Origin of the sequence: Mesorhizobium intechi (genome assembly GCF_002879535.1) — a bacterium.
GTDB classification, from domain to species: domain Bacteria; phylum Pseudomonadota; class Alphaproteobacteria; order Rhizobiales; family Rhizobiaceae; genus Mesorhizobium; species Mesorhizobium intechi.
Genome location: NZ_PNOT02000062.1, coordinates 1 through 20,599, shown reverse-complemented (window position 1 = coordinate 20,599; position 20,599 = coordinate 1). Strand labels below are relative to the sequence as shown.

The following is a 20,599-nucleotide window of genomic DNA, read 5'->3' as shown; positions in this document are numbered from 1 at the left end:
GACAAGAAGAGCCGCGAGCAGTTCGAGATGCGCACGCACAAGCGTCTGCTCGACATCGTCGATCCGACCCCGCAGACCGTCGACGCTTTGATGAAGCTCGATCTGGCCGCCGGCGTCGACGTCGAGATCAAGCTCTAAGGGAATGAGAGCGCGGTAAGGGGCGGTGCCCCTGGCCCGGAACTCTAAAGGAATTGAACCGATGCGTTCAGGTGTGATTGCAAAGAAGGTGGGAATGACCCGCATCTACAACGATGCCGGGGAACATGTTCCCGTCACCGTTCTCCAGATGGAGAACTGCCAGGTCGTGGCGCAGCGCACGCAGGAGAAGAATGGCTACACCGCCGTTCAGCTCGGCGTTGGCCTCGCCAAGGTGAAGAACACGTCGAAGGCGATGCGCGGCCATTTCGCGACCGCTTCCGTCGAGCCGAAGGCGAAGGTTGCCGAGTTCCGCGTCTCGGCCGACAACATGATCGATGTCGGCGCCGAGATCACCGTCGAGCATTTCGTCGCCGGCCAGAAGGTCGATGTGACGGGCACGACGATCGGCAAGGGTTTCCAGGGCGTCATCAAGCGTCACCACATGGGTGGTGGCCGCGCCACGCACGGTAACTCGGTCTCGCACCGTACGCACGGTTCGACCGGCCAGCGCCAGGACCCCGGCAAGGTGTTCAAGGGAAAGAAGATGGCCGGCCACATGGGCGATACCCGCGTGACGACGCAGAATGTCGAGATCGTCTCGACCGATGCCGACCGCGGCCTGATCCTGATCCGCGGAGCGGTTCCCGGATCGAAGGGCGCCTGGATCCTGGTCCGCGATGCGGCCAAGGTGGCACTGCCGGCCAATGCGCCGAAGCCTGCCGCGATCCGCGCCGCTGTTAAGAACGAGGCTCCGGCCACAGAGGGAGCGGAATAATGGATCTCAAGATCACAACGCTCGGCGGCAAGGACGCCGGCAAGGTGAAACTCTCCGAGGAGATTTTCGGCCTTGATCCCCGCGAGGACATCCTGCAGCGCGTCGTGCGCTGGCAGCTTGCCAAGAAGCAGCAGGGCACGCACAAGGCCAAGGGCCGCGCCGAAATCGCGCGCACCGGCGCCAAGATGTACAAGCAGAAGGGTACGGGCCGCGCCCGTCACCATTCGGCGCGTGCTCCGCAGTTCCGCGGCGGCGGCAAGGCCCACGGCCCGGTCGTTCGCAGCCACGAGCACGACCTGCCGAAGAAGGTGCGCGCTCTGGGCTTGAAGCATGCTCTCTCGGCCAAGGCCAAGAGCGCGTCGATCATCGTCATCGACGAGCTGAAGTTGACCGAGGCCAAGACCAAGGCGCTAATCGCGAATTTCGCGACGCTGGGCCTGAGCAACGCCCTGGTGATCGGTGGCGCCGAGCTTGACAAGAACTTCAAGCTGGCCGCGACCAACATCCCCAACATCGACGTGCTGCCCATCCAGGGCATCAACGTCTACGACATTCTGCGCCGCGGCACGCTGGTCCTTTCCAAGGCCGCCGTCGAGGCTCTCGAGGAGCGTTTTAAATGACCGACCTTCGTCACTACGACGTGATCGTCAGCCCGGCGATCACCGAAAAGTCGACCATGGCTTCCGAGCAGAACCAGGTCGTCTTCAACGTCGCCAAGAAGGCGTCGAAGCCGGAAATCAAGGCCGCCGTCGAAGCGCTGTTCGGCGTCAAGGTGATGGCCGTGAACACGCTTGTCCGCAAGGGCAAGATCAAGCGCTTCCGCGGCACGATCGGCCGCCAGAGCGACGTCAAGAAGGCGATTGTGACGCTGGCCGACGGCCAGTCGATCGACGTCGCGACGGGTCTCTGAGCAAGGCCGCGAGGACAGAACAATGGCACTGAAAAAATTCAACCCGGTAACGCCGAGCACCCGCCAGCTGGTCATCGTCGATCGCTCGGGCCTCTACAAGGGCAAGCCCGTCAAGGGTCTGACCGAGGGCCTGACCAAGTCGGGCGGCCGCAACAACTACGGCCGCATCACCGCCCGCTTCATTGGTGGTGGTCACAAGCGTTCGTACCGCATTATCGACTTCAAGCGCCGTAAGTTCGACGTCGTCGGCACGGTCGAGCGCATTGAATACGATCCGAACCGCACCGCTTTCATCGCGCTGATCAAGTACGACGATGGCGAGCTGTCCTACATCATCGCCCCGCAGCGCCTTGCCGCCGGCGACAAGATCGTGGCTGGCGAAGCGGTCGACGTGAAGCCGGGCAACGCGATGCCGCTGGCATCGATGCCGGTCGGCACGATCGTCCACAACATCGAGCTGAAGCCGGGCAAGGGTGGCCAGGTCGCCCGTTCGGCCGGCGGTTACGCCCAGCTCGTCGGTCGCGACCAGGGCATGGCGATCCTGCGCCTCAACTCGGGCGAGCAGCGGGTCGTTCACGGCTCCTGCATGGCCACCGTCGGTGCCGTGTCGAACCCCGACCACGGCAACATCAACGACGGCAAGGCCGGCCGCACGGTTTGGCGTGGCAAGCGCCCGCACAATCGCGGCGTGACCATGAACCCGGTTGACCATCCGCACGGCGGTGGTGAAGGCCGCACCTCCGGTGGCCGTCATCCGGTCAGCCCGTGGGGCAAGCCGACCAAGGGCAAGAAGACGCGGTCCAACAAGGCGACCGACAAGTTCATCCTGCGCTCGCGCCATCAGCGCAAGAGCTAAGAAGAGGTAACGCCAAGTGACTCGTTCTATTTGGAAAGGCCCCTTCATCGACGGCTACCTTCTCAAGAAGGTGGACAAGGTTCGTGAAGGCGGTCGCAATGAGGTGATCAAGATGTGGAGCCGTCGCTCCACCATCCTGCCGCAGTTCGTCGGCTTCACCTTCGGTGTCTACAACGGCCAGAAGCATGTTCCCGTCTCGGTGAACGAGGACATGGTCGGTCATAAGTTCGGTGAATTCGCTCCGACGCGGACCTATTACGGTCACGGCGCGGATAAGAAGGCGAAGAGGAAATAATCATGGGCAAGGCCAAAGCTCCGCGCAGGCTTGCTGACAACGAAGCGCGCGCCGTATTGCGCACGATCCGTATCAGCCCGCAGAAGCTGAACCTCGTTGCCGCGCTGATCCGCGGCAAGAAGGTCGCGACAGCGCTTTCCGATCTCGAATTCTCGGCCAAGCGGATTTCCGGCACGGTCAAGAAGACGCTGGAATCGGCGATCGCCAACGCGGAAAACAACCACGACCTCGACGTCGATGCGCTGGTGGTCGCGGAAGCCTATGTCGGCAAGTCGATCGTCATGAAGCGGTTCCACGCTCGTGGCCGTGGTCGTGCCAGCCGTATCGAGAAGCCGTTCTCGCACCTCACGATCGTCGTTCGTGAAGTCGAAGAAAAAGGGGAGGCCGCATAATGGGCCAGAAAGTCAATCCGATCGGTCTCCGCCTCGGCATCAACCGCACCTGGGATTCGCGCTGGTTCGCGAACACCGGCGAGTACGGCAAGCTGCTGCATGAGGACATCAAGATCCGCAAGTATCTTGAGAAGGAACTCAAGCAGGCCGCGATCTCCAAGGTCGTGATCGAGCGCCCGCACAAGAAGTGCCGTGTCACCATCCATGCCGCGCGCCCGGGTCTGATCATCGGCAAGAAGGGCGCCGACATCGAGAAGCTTCGCAAGAAGCTGATGGAGATGACGAAGTCCGAGACGCACCTCAACATCGTTGAAGTGCGCAAGCCGGAAATCGACGCGACCCTGGTCGCCCAGTCGATCGCCCAGCAGCTCGAGCGCCGCATCGCGTTCCGCCGCGCCATGAAGCGCGCCGTGCAGTCGGCGATGCGCCTCGGTGCCGAAGGCATCCGCATCAACTGCTCGGGCCGCCTCGGCGGCGCCGAAATCGCCCGCATGGAGTGGTACCGCGAAGGCCGCGTGCCGCTGCACACGCTGCGCGCCGATGTCGACTACGGCACGGCCGAAGCGCATACGGCGTACGGCATCTGCGGTGTCAAGGTCTGGGTATTCAAGGGCGAGATCCTCGAGCACGACCCGATGGCTTCGGAACGTCGCGCGACCGAGGGTGATGCTGCGCATGGCGGTGGTGGTGATCGCGAACGCGGTCGTCGTCGCGAAAACGCCTGAGACATTTAGGAATTTGGAGTTAGAACGATGCTGCAGCCAAAGCGCACAAAGTTCCGCAAGCAGTTCAAGGGCCGTATCCATGGTACCGCAAAGGGCGGCACCAACCTGGATTTCGGTGGTTTCGGGCTGAAGGCGCTTGAGCCGAACCGCGTCACCGCGCGTGAGATCGAGGCGGCCCGCCGCGCGATCACTCGTGAAATGAAGCGTGCCGGCCGCGTCTGGATCCGTATTTTCCCGGATCTGCCGGTCACGTCGAAGCCGACCGAAGTCCGCATGGGCAAGGGCAAGGGTGCCGTCGACTACTGGGCGGCGCGCGTCAAGCCGGGCCGCATCATGTTCGAGATCGACGGAGTGAGTGAAGAAACCGCCCGTGAGGCGCTGCGTCTCGGCGCGGCCAAGCTCTCGGTCAGGACGCGCTTCGTACAGCGCATCGCAGAATAAGGACGGGCTGATCATGAAAGCCGAAGACATCCGGACCAAGACCCAGGACCAGCTGACCGACGATTTGGCCAGCCTGAAGAAGGAGCAGTTCAACCTGCGCTTCCAGAAGGCCACCGGCCAGCTCGAGAAGACCGCGCGCGTGAGGCAGGTCCGTAAGGACATTGCGCGTATCAAGACCATCGCTGCGGAAAAGTCCGCGGCCAAGAAGGCTTAAGGACGAAAACCATGCCAAAGCGCATTCTGCAGGGCACCGTCGTCAGCGACAAGAACGAGAAGACGGTTGTCGTCAAGGTCGAACGGCGCTTCACGCATCCCGTGATGAAGAAGACCGTGCGCATGACCAAGAAGTACAAGGCGCACGACGAGAACAACGCCCACAAGGTCGGCGATCAGGTGTTCATCCAGGAATCGAAGCCGATTTCCAAGGACAAGCGCTGGATCGTGGTGTCTTCGGACCAAGCCTGATCTGTGGCGTAAACAACGAATTTTGGACAGACCGGGGAGGGGCTTCGAGCCCGTCCCGTTAGAAAAGAAGAAGGCGGCCAGTCATGATTCAGATGCAAACAAACCTCGACGTGGCGGATAATTCCGGCGCGCGTCGTGTCATGTGCATCAAGGTGCTGGGCGGCTCGAAGCGGAAATACGCTTCCGTGGGCGACATCATCGTGGTGTCCATCAAGGAAGCCATTCCGCGCGGCCGCGTTAAGAAGGGCGATGTGATGAAGGCGGTCGTGGTTCGCACGGCCAAGGACATCCGCCGCCCCGACGGCAGCGTGATCCGTTTCGACAAGAACGCGGCCGTTCTCGTCGACAACAAGAAAGAGCCGATCGGCACGCGTATCTTCGGACCGGTTCCGCGCGAACTCCGCGCCAAGAACCACATGAAGATCATCTCGCTCGCGCCTGAAGTGCTGTAAGGAGCCGGACCAATGCAAAAGATTAGAAAAGGCGACAAGGTCGTCGTGCTGGCCGGCAAGGACAAAGGCCGTTCGGGCGAAGTCCTCTCGGTTCAGCCGAAGGATGACACCGCGCTGGTGCGCGGCGTCAACATGATCCGTCGTCACCAGAAGCAGACCCAGTCCCAAGAGGGCGGGATCATCACCAAGGAAGCGCCGATCCAGCTGTCGAACATCGCGCTGGCCGACCCGAAGGATGGCAAGCCGACCCGCGTCGGTTTCATCTTCCAGAAGGACGGCAAGAAGGTGCGCGTCGCCAAGCGCTCGGGAGAAGTCATCAATGGCTAAGGCTCAAAGCAAGCAGGCGACTGCCACCAACACGCCGCGTCTGAAGCAGGTCTACAACGAGACCATCCGCAAGGCGCTGCAGGAGCAGTTCGGCTACGACAACGACATGCAGGTTCCGCGCCTCGACAAGATCGTGCTGAACATGGGTGTCGGTGAAGCGACCGCCGATTCGAAGAAGCCTTCGGTTGCGGCCGAAGACCTGGCGCTGATCGCCGGCCAGAAGGCCGTCGTCACCCGCGCCCGCAATTCGATCGCCGGCTTCAAGGTCCGCGAGAACATGCCGATCGGCGCCAAGGTCACGCTGCGCAAGGAACGCATGTACGAGTTCCTCGACCGCCTCGTGAACATCGCGCTGCCGCGCGTCCGCGACTTCCGCGGACTGAACCCCAAGAGCTTCGATGGCCGTGGCAACTACGCCATGGGCATCAAGGAGCACATCGTGTTCCCGGAGATCAACTACGACAAGGTTGATCAGATCTGGGGCATGGACGTCATCGTTTGTACGACTGCGAAGACGGACGACGAAGCCAGGGCATTGCTCAAGGCTTTCAACTTCCCCTTCCGCCAGTAACGGCAGCGAGAAAAGGAAAAATCTGAAATGGCAAAGACCAGCTCAGTCGAGAAGAACAACAGGCGCCGCAAGCTTGCCGACCAGTACGGTCCCAAGCGCGCTGCTCTGAAGGCGATCATCATGGATCAGTCCAAGCCGATGGAAGAGCGCTTCCGCGCTCAGCTCAAGCTTGCTGCCTTGCCGCGCAACTCGGCCAAGATCCGCATCCGCAACCGCTGCGAAGTCACCGGTCGTCCGCGTGCCTATTATCGCAAGCTCAAAGTATCGCGCATCGCGCTTCGTGATCTCGGCAACAACGGCCAGATCCCGGGCCTGGTCAAGTCGAGCTGGTAAGGAGGACATAACATGTCATTGAGCGATCCTCTCGGCGATATGCTGACCCGCATCCGCAACGCCTACGGCCGCAAGAAGTCGAGTGTCTCGACTCCGGCCTCGCGTCTGCGCACCCGCGTCCTCGACGTGCTGAAGGCTGAAGGCTATATCCGCGACTACAGCCAGACCGACTTCGACAACGGCAAGTCCGAGATCGAAATCGAGCTGAAGTATTTCGACGGCGCGCCGGTCGTGCGCGAAATCGCCCGCGTCTCGAAGCCGGGCCGCCGCGTTTACGTCTCGGCCAAGTCGATCCCGCACGTCGCCAACGGCCTCGGCATCGCCATCCTTTCGACGCCCAAGGGCGTGATGGCCGATCATGAAGCCCGCGAACAGAACGTCGGCGGCGAGATTCTCTGCCAGATCTTCTGATCTGGCAGCTGACCGCAAATTGGAATCCGGTCTTCGGATCGTTCCGAAGACAGAGACCTGAAACAAGAGAAGTGACGAGGACAACAAAATGTCTCGTATTGGAAAGAAACCCGTTTCGCTGCCGCAGGGCGTGACCGCGACCGTCAACGGCCAGACCGTGACGGCGAAGGGCCCCAAGGGCGAGCTGAAGTTCGTGGTGAACGACGAAGTCCTGGTCAAGATGGAAGGCAGCGAGATCGCTGTCCAGCCGCGCGACCAGACCAAGACCGCCCGCTCCAAGTGGGGCATGTCGCGCACGCAGATCGTCAATATCCTGCATGGCGTCAAGGACGGCTTCGAGAAGAAGCTCGAGATCACCGGCGTCGGCTATCGCGCCGCCATGCAGGGCAAGAACCTGCAGCTGGCTCTTGGCTTCAGCCATGACGTCGTCTATGAGACGCCGGCGGGGGTTACCATCGCTGTGCCGAAGCCGACGGAGATCACCGTGACCGGCATCGACAAGCAGCAGGTTGGCCAGGTCGCCGCCGAGATCCGTGAATATCGCGGTCCGGAGCCGTACAAGGGCAAGGGCGTCCGCTACGCTGGCGAGAAGATCGTCCGCAAGGAAGGCAAGAAGAAGTAGTGGGCTTGTTTCCGAAAAGTTGCAGGCTTTTCGGAAAGGACCAAGCCCAGGAAGTGTAACGCCGCGGGGAGCGGTCGCGGGAGGCGCTTTCGCCTACCGCACATGGCGGCCCCCGTTTTTTGAAGGCAAGGAAGACCATCATGGGTACCAAGGAATCCACGCAGCGCCGTGCGCAGCGCGTTCGTCGCCAGATCAGGAAGGTCGCCGGCGAGCGTCCGCGTCTGTCGGTTCACCGCACCTCGAAGAACATCTATGTCCAGGTGATCGACGACGCCAAGGGCCACACCATCGCCGCCGCTTCGACGCTCGAGAAGGACCTCAAGGGTTCACTCAAGACCGGCGCCGACACGGCCGCCGCCGCCGCGATCGGCAAGCTGATCGCCGAGCGCGCCACCAAGGCCGGTGTCAAGGAAGTCGTCTTCGACCGTGGACCGTACATCTATCACGGCCGCGTCAAGGCTTTGGCTGAAGCTGCCCGCGAAGGCGGCCTTAGCTTCTGATCTTTCACCGTCGGCGACCCAAAGCGGCGCCGGCAAATCAGCAACCCGTGCTTCCGGAAAAGAACAAGGAACAGGATATGGCACAGGAACGTAGGGAAGGCGGCCGCGGCCGCGAGCGTGAGCGCGAAGAGCGCGACGACGGCATGGTGGACAAGCTGGTCCACATCAATCGCGTCGCCAAGGTCGTCAAGGGTGGCCGTCGCTTCGGCTTCGCGGCACTCGTCGTTGTCGGCGACCAGAAGGGCCGCGTCGGCTTTGGTCACGGCAAGGCACGCGAGGTGCCGGAAGCCATCCGCAAGGCAACCGAATCGGCCAAGCGCGACATGATCTTCGTGCCGCTGCGCTCGGGCCGGACGCTGCATCACGACGTCGAGGGACGCTGGGGCGCCGGACGCGTTCTGCTGCGCGCCGCCAAGCAGGGTACCGGCATCATCGCCGGCGGCCCGATGCGCGCCGTTTTCGAGACGCTCGGCATGCATGACGTGGTCGCCAAGTCGATGGGTTCGTCGAACCCCTACAACATGGTTCGCGCCACGTTCGACGCGCTGAAGAGCCAGATGCATCCCAAGGATGTGGCTGCCGCTCGCGGCATCAAGTATTCGACCCTTCAGGCCCGCCGCGGCACCGCCGTTGCGGCTGAAGAATAGTCGATCTGACCAGGGATTTTGACCATGGCCAAGAAAGCAACCAAGACCATCACCGTTGAGCAGATCGGTTCGCCGATCCGCCGCCCGAAGGAACAGCGCGCGACGCTGGTCGGCCTCGGCCTCAACAAGATGCACAAGCAGCGCACCTTGGAAGATACGCCTTCCGTGCGCGGCATGATCGCCGCCGTTCAGCATCTCGTCCGCGTCGTGGACGAGGGCTGAGCCAAAGCGCAGGAGAACTCAGATGAAACTCAACGATCTGCGTGACAAGGACGGCGCGACGCATTCCAAGAAGCGTCTCGGCCGCGGCATCGGTTCCGGCTCGGGCAAGACCGCCGGTCGCGGCGTCAAGGGCCAGAAGGCGCGCTCCGGCGTCGCCGTCAACGGCTTCGAGGGTGGCCAGATGCCGCTCTATCGGCGCCTGCCGAAGCGTGGCTTCAACAACATCTTCGCCAAGAGCTTCGTTGTCGTGTCGCTGGCCCGCATCCAGGAAGCCGTCGACGCCAAGAAGCTCGACGCCAAGGCAACCGTGACGGCCGAGGCACTCGTGGCCGCCGGCGTCATCCGCCGCGTCAAGGATGGTGTTCGCGTGCTGTCCGATGGCGAACTGAAGGCCAAGCTTGCCTTCGACGTCGCCGGTGCTTCCAAGGCCGCGATCGAGAAGATCGAAAAGGCCGGCGGCTCGGTCAAGTTGCCGGAAAAGGCAGCTGCCGAGTAACGGCAATTTGAAGCGCGATCGGCAAGAGTGGGATCCTGGTTTTGCTCACGATTGCGCTTTGATCTGCTCAATTAAGCGGCCGCGTCAACGCGGCCGCTTGCATGTTTAGAGCCCGGAGCTTATCTCGTGAGCTTCGGTGAAACGCACCGCCTGACCTCACGGGCCATCAAGCGTTACCAAGCGGAGAATCAGGCATGGCTTCGGCTGCTGAACAACTAGCCTCGAATCTGAATTTCTCGGCCTTCGCCAAAGCGGAGGACCTGAAGAAACGCATCTGGTTCACCATTGGCGCGTTGCTCGTCTACCGCCTCGGCACCTACATTCCGCTTCCCGGAATCAACCCCGACGCCTTCGCCCAGGCCTTCTCCTCGCAGAGCAAGGGCGTGCTTGGCATGTTCAACATGTTCGCCGGCGGCGCCGTGCAGCGCATGGCGATCTTCGCGCTCGGCATCATGCCCTACATCTCCGCCTCCATCATCATGCAGCTGATGACCTCGGTCATCCCGTCGCTGGAAGCGTTGAAGAAGGAAGGCGAACAGGGCCGCAAGGTCATCAACCAGTACACGCGTTACGGCACCGTGCTTTTGGCACTGGTGCAGGCCTATGGCATTTCGGTGGGGCTGGAGAACGGCAACGGCATCGTCAGCGATCCCGGCATGTTCTTCCGCATCTCGACCGTCGTCACGCTGGTCGGCGGCACCATGTTCCTGATGTGGCTCGGCGAGCAGATCACGGCGCGCGGCATCGGCAACGGCATTTCGCTGATCATCTTCTCCGGCATCGTCGCCGGCCTGCCGCATGCCATTTCCGGCACGCTGGAACTCGGCCGCACCGGCGCCCTGTCGACCGGGCTCATCCTGGCGATCATCGTCCTGGCTATCGTCGTCATCGCGCTCATCGTGTTCTTCGAGCGCGCCCAGCGTCGCCTGCTGATCCAGTATCCGAAGCGCCAGGTCGGCAACCGCATGTTCCAGGGCGACACCTCACATCTGCCTCTGAAGCTCAACACGTCCGGCGTCATCCCGCCGATCTTCGCGTCGTCGCTGCTGCTGCTGCCGGCCACCATCGCCGGCTTCTCGCAGACCACCAACATGCCCGCCTGGGCCAGCACAATCCTGGCCTCGCTCGGCCATGGCCAGCCGCTCTACATGGCATTCTACGCGGCGATGATCGTGTTCTTCGCCTTCTTCTACACAGCGATTGTCTTCAACCCGAAGGACACCGCCGACCAGCTCAAGAAGCATTCGGGCTTCATCCCGGGCTATCGTCCGGGCGAGCGCACCGCCGACTACATCGATTACGTTCTCACCCGCATCACCGTCGTCGGCGCCATCTATCTGGTGCTGGTGTGCCTGCTGCCGGAGTTCCTGATCTCGGCGACTGGCGTACCATTCTACCTTGGTGGCACATCGCTTCTGATCGTGGTCAGTGTCACGCTCGATACGGTTGCGCAGATTCAGGGCCACCTGATCGCGCACCAGTATGAAGGCCTGATCAAGAAGTCGAAGCTGCGCGGGGGGAAGAAAGCCAGATGAGGTTGATTTTGCTTGGGCCGCCAGGGGCGGGCAAGGGGACACAAGCACAAAGACTGGTAGAAAAACACGGCATACCCCAACTCTCTACGGGTGACATGCTGCGTGCCGCCGTTCAGGCCGGTTCCGAAGTCGGCAAGCGTGCCAAGGCGGTGATGGATGCCGGTGAACTGGTGTCCGACGCCATCGTCAACGCCATAGTCGCCGAACGGATCGACCAAGCCGACTGCGCGAAGGGGTTCATCCTCGACGGCTACCCGCGCACACTGGTGCAGGCCGATGCGGTTGAATCGATGCTTTCGCAGCGCGGCATCGGCCTTGACACCGTCATCGAACTGGTCGTCGACGACAGGGCCTTGGTCGGCCGCATCGTCAAGCGCGCCGAGGACGCGAAGGCCGCCGGACAGCCGGTGCGCAAGGACGACAATCCCGCGGTGTTCGAGGAACGCCTGCGCGAGTACTACAAGAAGACCGCGCCGCTGACCGGCTATTATTACGCCAAGGGCAAGCTCAGGACGGTCGACGGGATGGCCAACATCGACGCCGTGACCGCCGAGATCGAGGCCGTGCTGACGGCAGCGGCCGAGGCGCGGTAACGGAATTTAAAGATTAGGCTTGACGGGAGCGGCCCGCTGCGGTATGGCGGCCCGTCTTCCTATCAGGTGCGAACTTTGCTTGTCCGCAAGGGCAAGGCAGTCGCTTTGAACTGGAAACTCCCGCAAGGGCCGGCCTCCACCGGACGCGGGGCAACTTTGACAGCGCCGTGCCTGCCTTGTTTGAAAGGTTGGTCGGCCCACATGGAGAAGGAAAGAACATGGCTCGTATAGCCGGCGTCAACATTCCGACCAACAAGCGCGTCGTCATCGCGCTTCAGTACATTCACGGCATTGGCAAGAAGTTCGCCCAGGAGATCGTCGACAAGGTCGGCATCCCGGCCGAGCGCCGCGTCAACCAGCTGACCGACGCGGAAGTCTTGCAGATCCGCGAGACCATCGACCGTGACTACCAGGTCGAGGGCGACCTGCGCCGCGAAGTGTCGATGAACATCAAGCGTCTCATGGACCTCGGCTGCTACCGCGGCCTGCGTCACCGTCGCTCGCTGCCGGTCCGCGGCCAGCGCACGCACACCAATGCACGCACCCGCAAGGGCCCGGCCAAGTCGATCGCCGGCAAGAAGAAGTAATTTAGGGCAGCAAGGGGGTAGGGCGCTAAGGCAATAGGAACGGCAGACATACTGCCCGACTGCCATATGCCCTACCGTCTTCTCCTAGGTGGAGCCGCTGGAATTACGGCGGTGTAGAGATCAACTGAAAGGAATATCATGGCCAAGGAAGCCGCTCGTGTTCGCCGTCGCGAACGCAAGAATATCTCGTCGGGCGTTGCCCACGTCAATTCGACCTTCAACAACACGATGATCACCATCACCGACGCACAGGGCAATTCGATTGCCTGGTCGTCGGCCGGTGCCCAGGGCTTCAAGGGATCACGCAAGTCGACCCCATTTGCCGCCCAGATGGCGGCCGAGGACGTCGCCAAGAAGGCCCAGGAACACGGCATGCGCATGCTCGAAGTCGAGGTCTGCGGACCTGGGTCGGGTCGTGAATCGGCACTGCGCGCCCTGCAAGCGGCCGGCTTCACCATCACCTCGATCCGCGATGTGACGCCGATCCCGCACAATGGCTGCCGCCCGCGCAAGAAGCGCCGCGTCTAAGAAATTACCGAACGCCGCGCGAACGCCCACAGGGGCGTTCCTCCGCGGTATTCCAGGTCGCCCGCCACGATTGGATGGTGGCGGGTCAACGGAAGGAAAGCATCATGATCCAGAAAAATTGGCAGGAACTGATCAAGCCGAACAAGATCGAGTTCTCGTCGAAGAAGAAGACGCTGACCACGCTGGTGGCCGAGCCGCTCGAGCGTGGCTTTGGCCTCACGCTGGGCAACGCGCTGCGCCGCGTGCTTCTGTCTTCGCTGCGCGGTGCGGCCGTCACCGCCGTGCAGATCGACGGCGTTCTGCATGAATTCTCGTCCATCGCCGGTGTGCGCGAGGACGTGACCGACATCGTCTTGAACATCAAGGAAATCGCCATCCGCATGGAAGGCGACGGCCCCAAGCGCATGGTCGTGCGCAAGCAGGGCCCGGGCGCGGTGCTCGCCGGCGACATCCAGACGGTTGGCGACGTCGAGATCCTCAACCCCGACCACGTCATCTGCACGCTGGACGAAGGCGCTGAAATCCGCATGGAATTCACCGTCGACACCGGCAAGGGCTACGTGCCGGCCGAGCGCAACCGCGCCGAGGACGCACCGATCGGCCTGATCCCGGTCGACAGCCTCTATTCGCCGGTCAAGAAGGTCTCCTACAAGGTCGAGAACACCCGCGAGGGCCAGGTTCTCGACTATGACAAGCTGACCATGACCATCGAGACCGACGGTTCGATCTCGGGCGAGGACGCTGTGGCTTTCGCCGCTCGCATCCTGCAGGACCAGCTTGGCCTGTTCGTCAACTTCGACGAGCCGCAGAAGGAAGTCGCCGCCGAAGCCGTCACCGAGCTCGCCTTCAACCCGGCGCTGCTCAAGAAGGTCGACGAACTCGAGCTGTCGGTGCGTTCGGCCAACTGCCTGAAGAACGACAACATCGTCTACATCGGCGATCTCATCCAGAAGACCGAAGCCGAGATGCTGCGCACCCCGAACTTCGGCCGCAAGTCGCTGAACGAGATCAAGGAAGTGCTCGCGGCGATGGGCCTGCACCTCGGCATGGAAGTGCCGGACTGGCCGCCGGAGAACATCGAAGACCTCGCCAAGCGTTACGAAGACCAATATTGAGCATGAATTCCAAGGATCGGCGGCGTGGGCCGCCCGATCCGACGGTCATGCGGAAAACCATCAGAGGCCTTGGCCTCTTGAACAACTGAAGAAGGAAAAGAGCCATGCGCCACGGTTTCAAAGGCCGTCGCTTCGCCCGAAGCATTAGCCATCGCAAGTCGATGTTCGCCAACCTCGCCGTGTCGCTGCTCGAGCACGAGCAGATCGTCACCACCCTGCCGAAGGCGAAGGACCTGCGTCCGATCGTCGAGAAGCTGGTGACGCTTGGCAAGCGCGGCGACCTGCACGCCCGTCGCCAGGTGATCGCCCAGATCGGCAATGAAGGCGTCGTCAAGCGCCTGTTCGAGACCATCGCCCCGCGCTACGCCACCCGCAACGGCGGCTATCTGCGCATCATGAAGGCTGGCTTCCGTCATGGCGACAACGCCGCGATGGCCGTCATCGAGTTCGTCGATCGCGATACGGATGCCAAGGGCGCCGCCGACCGCGCTCGTCTCGAAGCCGAAGGCACCGAAGCGGACGCCGCGGCCGCATAAGGCTTGGTTTTCCACCTGAGTTCAAAGGGGCCATGGGCCCCTTTTTCTTGCCGGCGTCTTCGGTCTATCGAGTGAGCGTCAGGTAGTCGCGACCGCTCAACAGATTCCAGTTGAAAGCACCGGGGATCTCTTCGAACGCCGGCTGGGAATAGGAATAGATGCTGTCGAGAGTGGCGCGTGAATCGATATCGCTGATCAATTGCGACAAAGAGGAACTGGCCAGGTATTTTTGGGCGTCCCCGTCTTCGATGAAGCCCGTATCGACTCGGAAATGGATCTGGATGGGACCCGCACAGATGTTCAGCAAGATATCGTCGCTCAGGGCGGCGTAGAACACTGCTGCCTTTTCTGGAGCCCAAAGGCCGGCAGCTAGGAATTCCGACGGGCCCGTATGCCCACTGAAGCCATCCAGTGTAAGAACAAGGCGATCGGTGAGAATCTCAAAATCGCCGTCGAGGTAGCCTGCTTCTTCGATTTGAAACCAGTTCATCCGATGAGGTGCTTCTTCACTGAAGGAAATTTCGAGCTTTCCGAAAATCCAATAAACCGGAATCGTCTCCGCATGTTCCGTGATCCAGCCGTCGGGCGGACCTAGCAGACTGGCGACCTCGATCATCGTCAGAAGTGGGGAAACAGGCCCAAAAGTGCCGGTCCTCAAAAAGTCACGGAATGACAGGAGTTGTTTTGTCATGAGATCCGGCCAAGTTTTTCAGTTCCAGGTCGACCTATAGCTGCTTTGCTGCCCAAAATAATCGGATTTCAGCGGCTTAGCCTTTCATTTTGCACAATCGTCGGGACAATGCGCCCGAACGTGCCTTGGAGGATTCGCGAATGCGCGCCAAAAGACTGTCCCTTGTTCTGCTCTGCGCCTTCATGGTGTTCGCAGCCGCACCGGCAGTTCGGCAGGCGCTGGCCGAAGACGCCGCCAAGCCCGCCGATCCGGGCCTGTCTGACGTGCTGACCGATCTGCTGCATGGCGTCGAAGGCGAGAACGCCACCTCGGGGCCAGACAAGCGCGTGCCGTTCGGCCGTGAGGAGGTACAGCTTTCGTTCGCGCCGCTGGTCAAGCAGACGGCGCCGGCCGTGGTCAATGTCTATGCCTCTCAGACGGCCAAGGTCACATCGCCTTTTGAAGGCGATCCGTTCTTCGAGGAGTTTTTCGGCCGTGCCCAGCCGCGCGCCCAGTCCTCGCTCGGCTCGGGCGTGCTTGTCGATCCGAGTGGTGTCATCGTCACCAATTTCCACGTCATCAAGGATGCCGACGAGGTCAAGGTGGCGACCGCCGACGGCCGCGAATTCACCAGCAAGGTGATGCTCAAGGATGAGACGCTCGATCTTGCCGTGCTCAAGATCGAATCCGACAAGCCGTTCCCGGTCATCGCCATCGGCGATTCCGACGCGCTCGAGGTCGGCGACCTTGTGCTGGCCATCGGCAACCCCTTCGGCGTCGGCCAGACCACCACCAGCGGCATTGTTTCGGCACTTGCCCGCAGCCATATCGGCGTGTCCGATTCGGGCTATTTCATCCAGACCGACGCGGCGATTAATCCTGGCAATTCCGGCGGCGCGCTGATCAACATGGGCGGCCAGCTGGTCGGCATCAACACCGCCATCTACAGCCGCAGCGGCGGCTCGATCGGCATCGGCTTTGCCATTCCCGCCAACATGGTGCGGGCATTCGCCGATGCGGCCAAGGCCGGCCTCGACTTCTTCGAGCGTCCCTATATCGGCGCCGAGTTCGAGGCGGTGACGCCACAGATCGCTGAATCGCTCGGCATGGAAAAGCCGACCGGTGCGCTGGTCTCTTCGGTCGACGCCACAGGTCCTGCCGGCAAGGCCGGGCTGAAGGCGGGCGATGTCGTGCTGCAGATCAATGGCAAGCCGGTCGAGAGCATCGAGGCGCTGGACTATCGCATGGCGACGCTGTCGATCGGCACCAAGGCGAATTTCGCGATCCTGACCAAGGGCCAGAAAGCGGCCATGGACATCGCGCTGGAGCGCGCGCCGGAAGGTGCGAAAGCCTCGGAAGTGACGCTGCATGGCCGCAGCCCATTCTCGGGCGCCAAGGTCGCGGAACTGTCGCCGCGCCTTGCTCAGAAGCTTGGCCTGCGCACCGATCTCAAGGGCGTGACGGTGATCGATATCAACCGCGATTCGCCAGCCGCCGATTTCGGCTTCATGCCGGGCGACATTGTGCGCGAGGTCAACGGCACCACCATCGACACCGCCGCGACCCTGGCGCAGGTAGCCCAGCAGGATACGCGCTGGTGGCGCTTTACCGTCGAGCGCGGCGGGCAGATACTGCGCCAGGTGCTGCGTTACTGAGTTCGATCTGAAGGGATCGCGCTCCAAACCAAAAGAAGTACATGGCCGATCTGTTCAGTGTCGATGAACCGGAAAAGGCGCCGCCCGGTCGGCCGCTTGCCGACAGGCTGCGGCCGAAAAATCTTGGCGAGGTCGTCGGTCAGGAGCATCTGACCGGCCCCGACGGCGCGCTGACCCGGCTGATCGGCTCGGGCTCACTCGGCTCGATGATTTTCTGGGGACCGCCGGGCACCGGCAAGACCACTGTGGCAAGGCTGCTCGCCGGCGAGACCAGCCTTGCCTTCGAGCAGATCTCGGCGGTGTTTTCCGGCGTCGCCGACCTGAAAAAAGTGTTCGAGACAGCCAAGCTGCGGCGTGCCAACGGCCGCCAGACCCTGCTTTTCGTCGACGAGATCCATCGCTTCAACCGCGCCCAGCAGGACTCCTTTCTTCCCGTCATGGAGGATGGGACGGTCGTCCTGGTCGGCGCCACGACCGAAAACCCGTCCTTCGAGCTCAACGCGGCACTGCTGTCGCGCGCGCGCGTCATGGTTTTCCATTCGCTCGGCGAGGAGAGCATCGCCAAGCTGATGGTGCGGGCGGAAGAGACGGAGGGCAGGGCGCTGCCGCTTGACGACGAGGCCCGCGCCATGCTGATCCGCATGAGCGACGGCGACGGCCGCGCGTCGCTGACCCTCGCGGAGGAAGTCTGGCGGGCCGCCAAGCCTGGTGAGGTCTTCGATCCCGAAGGCCTGCAGCGTATCGTCCAGCGCCGCGCGCCGATCTACGACAAGGGCCAGGACGGGCACTACAATCTGATCTCGGCGCTGCACAAATCGGTGCGCGGTTCCGATCCCGATGCCGCACTCTACTATCTCGCGCGCATGTTCGACGCCGGCGAGGATCCGCTCTATCTCGGCCGCCGGCTGGTGCGCATGGCGATGGAAGACATCGGCCTTGCCGATCCGCGGGCGCTGGTCGTCGCCAATGCCGCCAAGGACGCCTACGACTATCTGGGCTCTCCGGAAGGCGAGCTCGCCTTTGCCGAGGCCACCGTCTACCTCGCCACCGCGCCCAAATCCAATGCCGTCTACACGGCCTTCAAGGCGGCCACGCAGGCAGCCAAGCAGCATGGCTCGCTGCTGCCCCCGAAGCATATCCTCAACGCGCCGACCAAGCTGATGAAGGAAGAGGATTACGGCGCGGGCTATCGCTACGATCATGATGACCCGGACGCCTTTTCGGGCCAGGACTATTTTCCGGAGAAGATGGGCCGCCAGACCTTCTACGATCCGCCTGAGCGTGGCTTCGAGCGCGACATCAGGAAGCGGCTCGACTATTGGGCGAAGCTGCGCAAGGAGCGGGAATAACAGGATTGGGTGGCCCGGTGGTCGTCACGCTTCGAAGCGAGGCCTCGCCATGGGGCATCTCGACCTCCGTTGCTCTCCACGCCCTGCTGGCCGCGATGCTGGCGCTCATGCCGCTGCCAAAGCGGCCGAAGCGGCTGGAGGAGGAACGTGTGTCGGTCGACATTCTGACGCCGCAGCAGCTTGAGGCCTCGACAAGGCCGTCGCCTGCGCCGGCACCGCCTTCAGCGCCCAAGGCACAAACGTCCGCGCCAACACCAACGCCGAGCGCTCCTCGATCTACACCGCCCATCGCGCCGACCATGATTCGGCCGACCGAAATGCTGTCGGCAAAGACGCTCGCCGATCCGCGCAGCCGGCAGGCGCTCGCCGATCTCGCGACCTTCGCTTCCGACGAACGCATGGTGCAATTGTGCAATATCGAGGCCATGGACCAGATCCGGCGATGGCGCGCGGACTTTCAGCCGGAACGCGTCGTGCCTTATGCGACGGCCGAGGAGAAGATTAACGGCACCACGATCGCCGCGGATGGCGCGGCTTTCCGCAGTCGCAAAAACTGGTATGGTCTGAAGTTCAAATGCCAGCTCGCACGGGACGGCGAAAGCGTCATCGGCTTCGAGTTCCTGGTCGGCGATCCGGTGGCCAGGGAGAAATGGGACGAGCTCGGCTTGCCAGCGGTGCATTGACCGACGGCTGGCAATTCCACCAGGCAACTGCCAGGCCACGATGTCGTGGCGTTGTGCGGCGACCCAAAAAACCCTATCAAGGCGCACGGCCGGGCGGTGGCCGTTGCCGAGATTTGGCACACTCATTCGCAACAGGATCGCGTTCCGCGCGTGGAAAAATGACAAAAACCCTTCGCAAAACCCTTCGCAAATTCGCCATCGCCATCCCGCTTCTCGCCCTTGGCTTCTACTTTATCCCCATTCTGACGACGATCTTCATCGTCTGCGGCCTGATCGACGTGTTGCGCAACGACAGGAAGGATCTGGCGCTGTTTTCAGGCTACTTCCTCGGCAACGGCCTGTTCACCTGGCTCCTGTCGCCGTTCAACCTGCTGGTTGATCTGCTCTGCTACCGGAATCCCGGCGTGTGGAAGCTGGAGCAGTTTCCGGAGGATTATCAGCGCGAGGTCAACGAGGTCCTGGACATCTTCAAGGCGCGCAAGGATGAAATCATCGCCGACATCGACGCCAACTTCGGCGCCGGCCGGCGTGGCATGTATGTCTACCAGTGGTACGGCAAGCACCGGATCGACAACGTCGCCGAGTTCAACAAGGATTTCAAATACATCAAGACCATCGCCGTTTCGGTCTTCAGCAAGCGCGAATCGACTTCCTGGCATTTCGGCCCGCTGCGGCTCAGCCTGCGTATCCTCTACAATCTGATCCCGGTGAAGGCGGAAATCTTCGTCGAATGCGGCAACGTCAAGAACTACTGGTACGACAATCCGCAGTTCATTTTCGACGACACGCTGCTGCACCGTTCGGTCAACGAATATGACGGCCGCCGCTACTGCGTGTTCATGGACATCATCAGGCCGTCCCCGTTCCCGAGACTGATTGCCGGCATGCTCGCGGTTGTCTCGGTCAGCGTCGAGCGCATCAATTCGATGTTCTACAAGAACTGGAAGATGATCGGCTCAAGCAAGCCGAAGAAGGTCGAAACCCCCTGACCTGAAAACGTCGACGCTGCCGGCTCTGCTGGCAGCGTCCTGCCGACTTCTCGCACGGCTTCTGTATATTACATATATATAATATATCGAACGGTCGCTTGGAAGAAGCGGACCCTTCGGTCGTACTTCTGCGCGTCGTTGACGCTTGCGATGTCCATGCGTTCAAGTATACATCTTTATCAAGTCATGAATAATTCGTGATACGAATTCGGCAATCCCGAATCGGATGAACGGCCTTCATTGCATTAGAAATGGCTTAATTTAGACTGCGGCAGACCCGTCTCTTCCTTTCTTGGCGGCTTCAAGTGATCGGGAAAAAAATCTTCGTATTCTGGGGTGCTTATATCTGCGCCGCATTACTTGGCGTCGCTCTGAGCGCCGCGTACATAAATCTCGAAGAGTCCGTCTATTATTGGGATTTCGCGGCCTATTTCAACATGTTCAACCGACAGGGCGCGCTGCTGGCCGTGAGCCCTTTCGAATGGCTCAGCCAATTGGGCACCTCCATCGCCACGGAAGATTACGGCGTGGCGATCCTGGTTCCCCTTATGCCGTTTCACCTTGTTTTTGGCGGTTCAAGGCTTTCCTTCATTGCGGGAATAGTCGCGGTCTACCTGGTCCCGACGGTTCTCTTGATGGGCAGAATAAGCTATCAGCAGGCGGTCTCCGCGACCCCGTCCCGGAGTTGGATCGCTCTATGGATCGCGGCCTTCCTGTACACGCCATTCTGGGCGCCGACACTTCGAGGAATGCCTGATGTTGCCGGCTGTCTCGCCCTGAC

At 61.8% G+C, this 20,599-nt stretch carries 32 protein-coding genes and 1 pseudogene; 32 read left to right on the top strand and 1 reads right to left on the bottom strand.

Annotated elements, in window-relative coordinates:
• From C1D09_RS06340 to rplQ, 27 genes are all read left to right on the top strand, one after another.
• A partial coding sequence (locus C1D09_RS06340) for a 30S ribosomal protein S10 (RefSeq protein ID WP_281288546.1) occupies window positions 1-138 on the top strand: 138 nt, incomplete at its 5' end.
• 61 nt (window positions 139-199) lie between these two features.
• Window positions 200-913 carry a 50S ribosomal protein L3 gene (rplC, locus tag C1D09_RS06335; RefSeq protein ID WP_010909273.1) on the top strand — a complete coding sequence of 238 codons (714 nt, stop codon included), beginning with the start codon at window positions 200-202 and terminating at the stop codon, window positions 911-913.
• The gene (gene rplD, locus C1D09_RS06330) at window positions 913-1,533 is read left to right on the top strand and encodes a 50S ribosomal protein L4 (protein ID WP_019857964.1); all 621 of its coding nucleotides are present in this window, start codon (window positions 913-915) and stop codon (window positions 1,531-1,533) included. The genes rplC and rplD overlap by 1 nt, the downstream gene beginning before the upstream one ends.
• On the top strand, window positions 1,530-1,823 hold the full coding sequence (locus C1D09_RS06325) for a 50S ribosomal protein L23 (RefSeq protein WP_010909275.1): 294 nt from the start codon (window positions 1,530-1,532) through the stop codon (window positions 1,821-1,823). Before rplD ends, C1D09_RS06325 begins: the two co-directional genes overlap by 4 nt.
• 22 nt (window positions 1,824-1,845) lie before the next feature.
• Window positions 1,846-2,679, top strand: a complete 834-nt coding sequence (gene rplB / locus C1D09_RS06320; protein WP_010909276.1) for a 50S ribosomal protein L2 — start codon at window positions 1,846-1,848, stop codon at window positions 2,677-2,679.
• A gap of 16 nt (window positions 2,680-2,695) precedes the next feature.
• Window positions 2,696-2,974 carry a 30S ribosomal protein S19 gene (rpsS, locus tag C1D09_RS06315; protein ID WP_006205463.1) on the top strand — a complete coding sequence of 93 codons (279 nt, stop codon included), beginning with the start codon at window positions 2,696-2,698 and terminating at the stop codon, window positions 2,972-2,974.
• Between the two features lie 2 nt (window positions 2,975-2,976).
• A complete protein-coding gene (gene rplV / locus C1D09_RS06310) occupies window positions 2,977-3,366 on the top strand; it encodes a 50S ribosomal protein L22 (protein WP_010909277.1) in 390 nt (129 codons plus the stop codon).
• Window positions 3,366-4,091 (top strand): 30S ribosomal protein S3, encoded by a 726-nt coding sequence (gene rpsC, locus C1D09_RS06305; RefSeq protein WP_027028840.1) that lies wholly within the window; start codon window positions 3,366-3,368, stop codon window positions 4,089-4,091. Before rplV ends, rpsC begins: the two co-directional genes overlap by 1 nt.
• Window positions 4,092-4,118: 27 nt before the next feature.
• The gene (gene rplP / locus C1D09_RS06300) at window positions 4,119-4,532 is read left to right on the top strand and encodes a 50S ribosomal protein L16 (RefSeq protein WP_010909279.1); all 414 of its coding nucleotides are present in this window, start codon (window positions 4,119-4,121) and stop codon (window positions 4,530-4,532) included.
• Window positions 4,533-4,545: 13 nt separating this feature from the next.
• The gene (gene rpmC / locus C1D09_RS06295) at window positions 4,546-4,746 is read left to right on the top strand and encodes a 50S ribosomal protein L29 (RefSeq protein ID WP_006205459.1); all 201 of its coding nucleotides are present in this window, start codon (window positions 4,546-4,548) and stop codon (window positions 4,744-4,746) included.
• 11 nt (window positions 4,747-4,757) lie between these two features.
• A complete protein-coding gene (gene rpsQ, locus C1D09_RS06290) occupies window positions 4,758-4,997 on the top strand; it encodes a 30S ribosomal protein S17 (protein ID WP_010909280.1) in 240 nt (79 codons plus the stop codon).
• Window positions 4,998-5,080: 83 nt separating this feature from the next.
• Window positions 5,081-5,449, top strand: coding sequence for a 50S ribosomal protein L14 (rplN, locus tag C1D09_RS06285; protein WP_006205457.1), 369 nt, complete (start codon window positions 5,081-5,083; stop codon window positions 5,447-5,449).
• A gap of 12 nt (window positions 5,450-5,461) precedes the next feature.
• Window positions 5,462-5,776, top strand: coding sequence for a 50S ribosomal protein L24 (gene rplX / locus C1D09_RS06280; RefSeq protein ID WP_019857966.1), 315 nt, complete (start codon window positions 5,462-5,464; stop codon window positions 5,774-5,776).
• Window positions 5,769-6,347 (top strand): 50S ribosomal protein L5, encoded by a 579-nt coding sequence (gene rplE / locus C1D09_RS06275; protein WP_010909281.1) that lies wholly within the window; start codon window positions 5,769-5,771, stop codon window positions 6,345-6,347. Before rplX ends, rplE begins: the two co-directional genes overlap by 8 nt.
• A 27-nt stretch (window positions 6,348-6,374) precedes the next feature.
• A complete protein-coding gene (gene rpsN, locus C1D09_RS06270; protein WP_010909282.1) occupies window positions 6,375-6,680 on the top strand; it encodes a 30S ribosomal protein S14 in 306 nt (101 codons plus the stop codon).
• Between the two features lie 12 nt (window positions 6,681-6,692).
• A complete protein-coding gene (rpsH, locus tag C1D09_RS06265; RefSeq protein WP_006205453.1) occupies window positions 6,693-7,091 on the top strand; it encodes a 30S ribosomal protein S8 in 399 nt (132 codons plus the stop codon).
• Between the two features lie 88 nt (window positions 7,092-7,179).
• The gene (rplF, locus tag C1D09_RS06260; protein ID WP_010909283.1) at window positions 7,180-7,713 is read left to right on the top strand and encodes a 50S ribosomal protein L6; all 534 of its coding nucleotides are present in this window, start codon (window positions 7,180-7,182) and stop codon (window positions 7,711-7,713) included.
• A gap of 140 nt (window positions 7,714-7,853) precedes the next feature.
• Window positions 7,854-8,213 (top strand): 50S ribosomal protein L18, encoded by a 360-nt coding sequence (gene rplR, locus C1D09_RS06255; protein WP_010909284.1) that lies wholly within the window; start codon window positions 7,854-7,856, stop codon window positions 8,211-8,213.
• A gap of 77 nt (window positions 8,214-8,290) precedes the next feature.
• Window positions 8,291-8,860, top strand: coding sequence for a 30S ribosomal protein S5 (gene rpsE / locus C1D09_RS06250; RefSeq protein WP_027046810.1), 570 nt, complete (start codon window positions 8,291-8,293; stop codon window positions 8,858-8,860).
• Between the two features lie 24 nt (window positions 8,861-8,884).
• Entirely contained in the window at window positions 8,885-9,082 is a 198-nt protein-coding gene (gene rpmD, locus C1D09_RS06245) for a 50S ribosomal protein L30 (protein WP_006205449.1), read from the top strand.
• Window positions 9,083-9,104: 22 nt separating this feature from the next.
• Window positions 9,105-9,578 (top strand): 50S ribosomal protein L15, encoded by a 474-nt coding sequence (gene rplO / locus C1D09_RS06240; protein ID WP_095775807.1) that lies wholly within the window; start codon window positions 9,105-9,107, stop codon window positions 9,576-9,578.
• 194 nt (window positions 9,579-9,772) lie between these two features.
• Window positions 9,773-11,113 (top strand): preprotein translocase subunit SecY, encoded by a 1,341-nt coding sequence (gene secY / locus C1D09_RS06235; protein ID WP_013895692.1) that lies wholly within the window; start codon window positions 9,773-9,775, stop codon window positions 11,111-11,113.
• Complete coding sequence (locus C1D09_RS06230; RefSeq protein WP_143973479.1) at window positions 11,110-11,706, top strand: adenylate kinase; 597 nt, start codon at window positions 11,110-11,112, stop codon at window positions 11,704-11,706. The genes secY and C1D09_RS06230 overlap by 4 nt, the downstream gene beginning before the upstream one ends.
• Before the next feature lie 218 nt (window positions 11,707-11,924).
• Window positions 11,925-12,293: a 30S ribosomal protein S13 gene (gene rpsM, locus C1D09_RS06225; RefSeq protein WP_006205445.1), complete on the top strand. Its 369-nt coding sequence runs from the start codon at window positions 11,925-11,927 to the stop codon at window positions 12,291-12,293.
• A gap of 138 nt (window positions 12,294-12,431) precedes the next feature.
• The gene (rpsK, locus tag C1D09_RS06220; RefSeq protein WP_006205444.1) at window positions 12,432-12,821 is read left to right on the top strand and encodes a 30S ribosomal protein S11; all 390 of its coding nucleotides are present in this window, start codon (window positions 12,432-12,434) and stop codon (window positions 12,819-12,821) included.
• A 104-nt stretch (window positions 12,822-12,925) separates the two neighbouring features.
• On the top strand, window positions 12,926-13,936 hold the full coding sequence (locus C1D09_RS06215; RefSeq protein WP_006205443.1) for a DNA-directed RNA polymerase subunit alpha: 1,011 nt from the start codon (window positions 12,926-12,928) through the stop codon (window positions 13,934-13,936).
• A 104-nt stretch (window positions 13,937-14,040) separates the two neighbouring features.
• The gene (gene rplQ, locus C1D09_RS06210) at window positions 14,041-14,472 is read left to right on the top strand and encodes a 50S ribosomal protein L17 (RefSeq protein ID WP_143973478.1); all 432 of its coding nucleotides are present in this window, start codon (window positions 14,041-14,043) and stop codon (window positions 14,470-14,472) included.
• 64 nt (window positions 14,473-14,536) lie between these two features.
• On the opposite strand, the gene C1D09_RS06205 is transcribed toward rplQ, so the two are convergent.
• Window positions 14,537-15,163, bottom strand: coding sequence for a hypothetical protein (locus C1D09_RS06205; protein ID WP_167514504.1), 627 nt, complete (start codon window positions 15,161-15,163; stop codon window positions 14,537-14,539).
• A 140-nt stretch (window positions 15,164-15,303) separates the two neighbouring features.
• Here C1D09_RS06205 and C1D09_RS06200 point away from each other — a divergent pair, with 140 nt between their 5' ends.
• The 5 genes and pseudogenes from C1D09_RS06200 to C1D09_RS06180 form a co-directional block, all read left to right on the top strand.
• Window positions 15,304-16,797 (top strand): DegQ family serine endoprotease, encoded by a 1,494-nt coding sequence (locus C1D09_RS06200; protein WP_143973476.1) that lies wholly within the window; start codon window positions 15,304-15,306, stop codon window positions 16,795-16,797.
• A gap of 41 nt (window positions 16,798-16,838) precedes the next feature.
• Window positions 16,839-18,146, top strand: coding sequence for a replication-associated recombination protein A (locus tag C1D09_RS06195; protein WP_143973475.1), 1,308 nt, complete (start codon window positions 16,839-16,841; stop codon window positions 18,144-18,146).
• 5 nt (window positions 18,147-18,151) lie between these two features.
• Window positions 18,152-18,829 carry a DUF930 domain-containing protein gene (locus tag C1D09_RS33665; protein WP_246135662.1) on the top strand — a complete coding sequence of 226 codons (678 nt, stop codon included), beginning with the start codon at window positions 18,152-18,154 and terminating at the stop codon, window positions 18,827-18,829.
• A 158-nt stretch (window positions 18,830-18,987) separates the two neighbouring features.
• Window positions 18,988-19,818: an aspartyl/asparaginyl beta-hydroxylase domain-containing protein gene (locus C1D09_RS06185; RefSeq protein ID WP_143973474.1), complete on the top strand. Its 831-nt coding sequence runs from the start codon at window positions 18,988-18,990 to the stop codon at window positions 19,816-19,818.
• Window positions 19,819-20,123: 305 nt separating this feature from the next.
• Window positions 20,124-20,599: pseudogene (locus tag C1D09_RS06180) on the top strand (hypothetical protein); the annotation flags it as partial.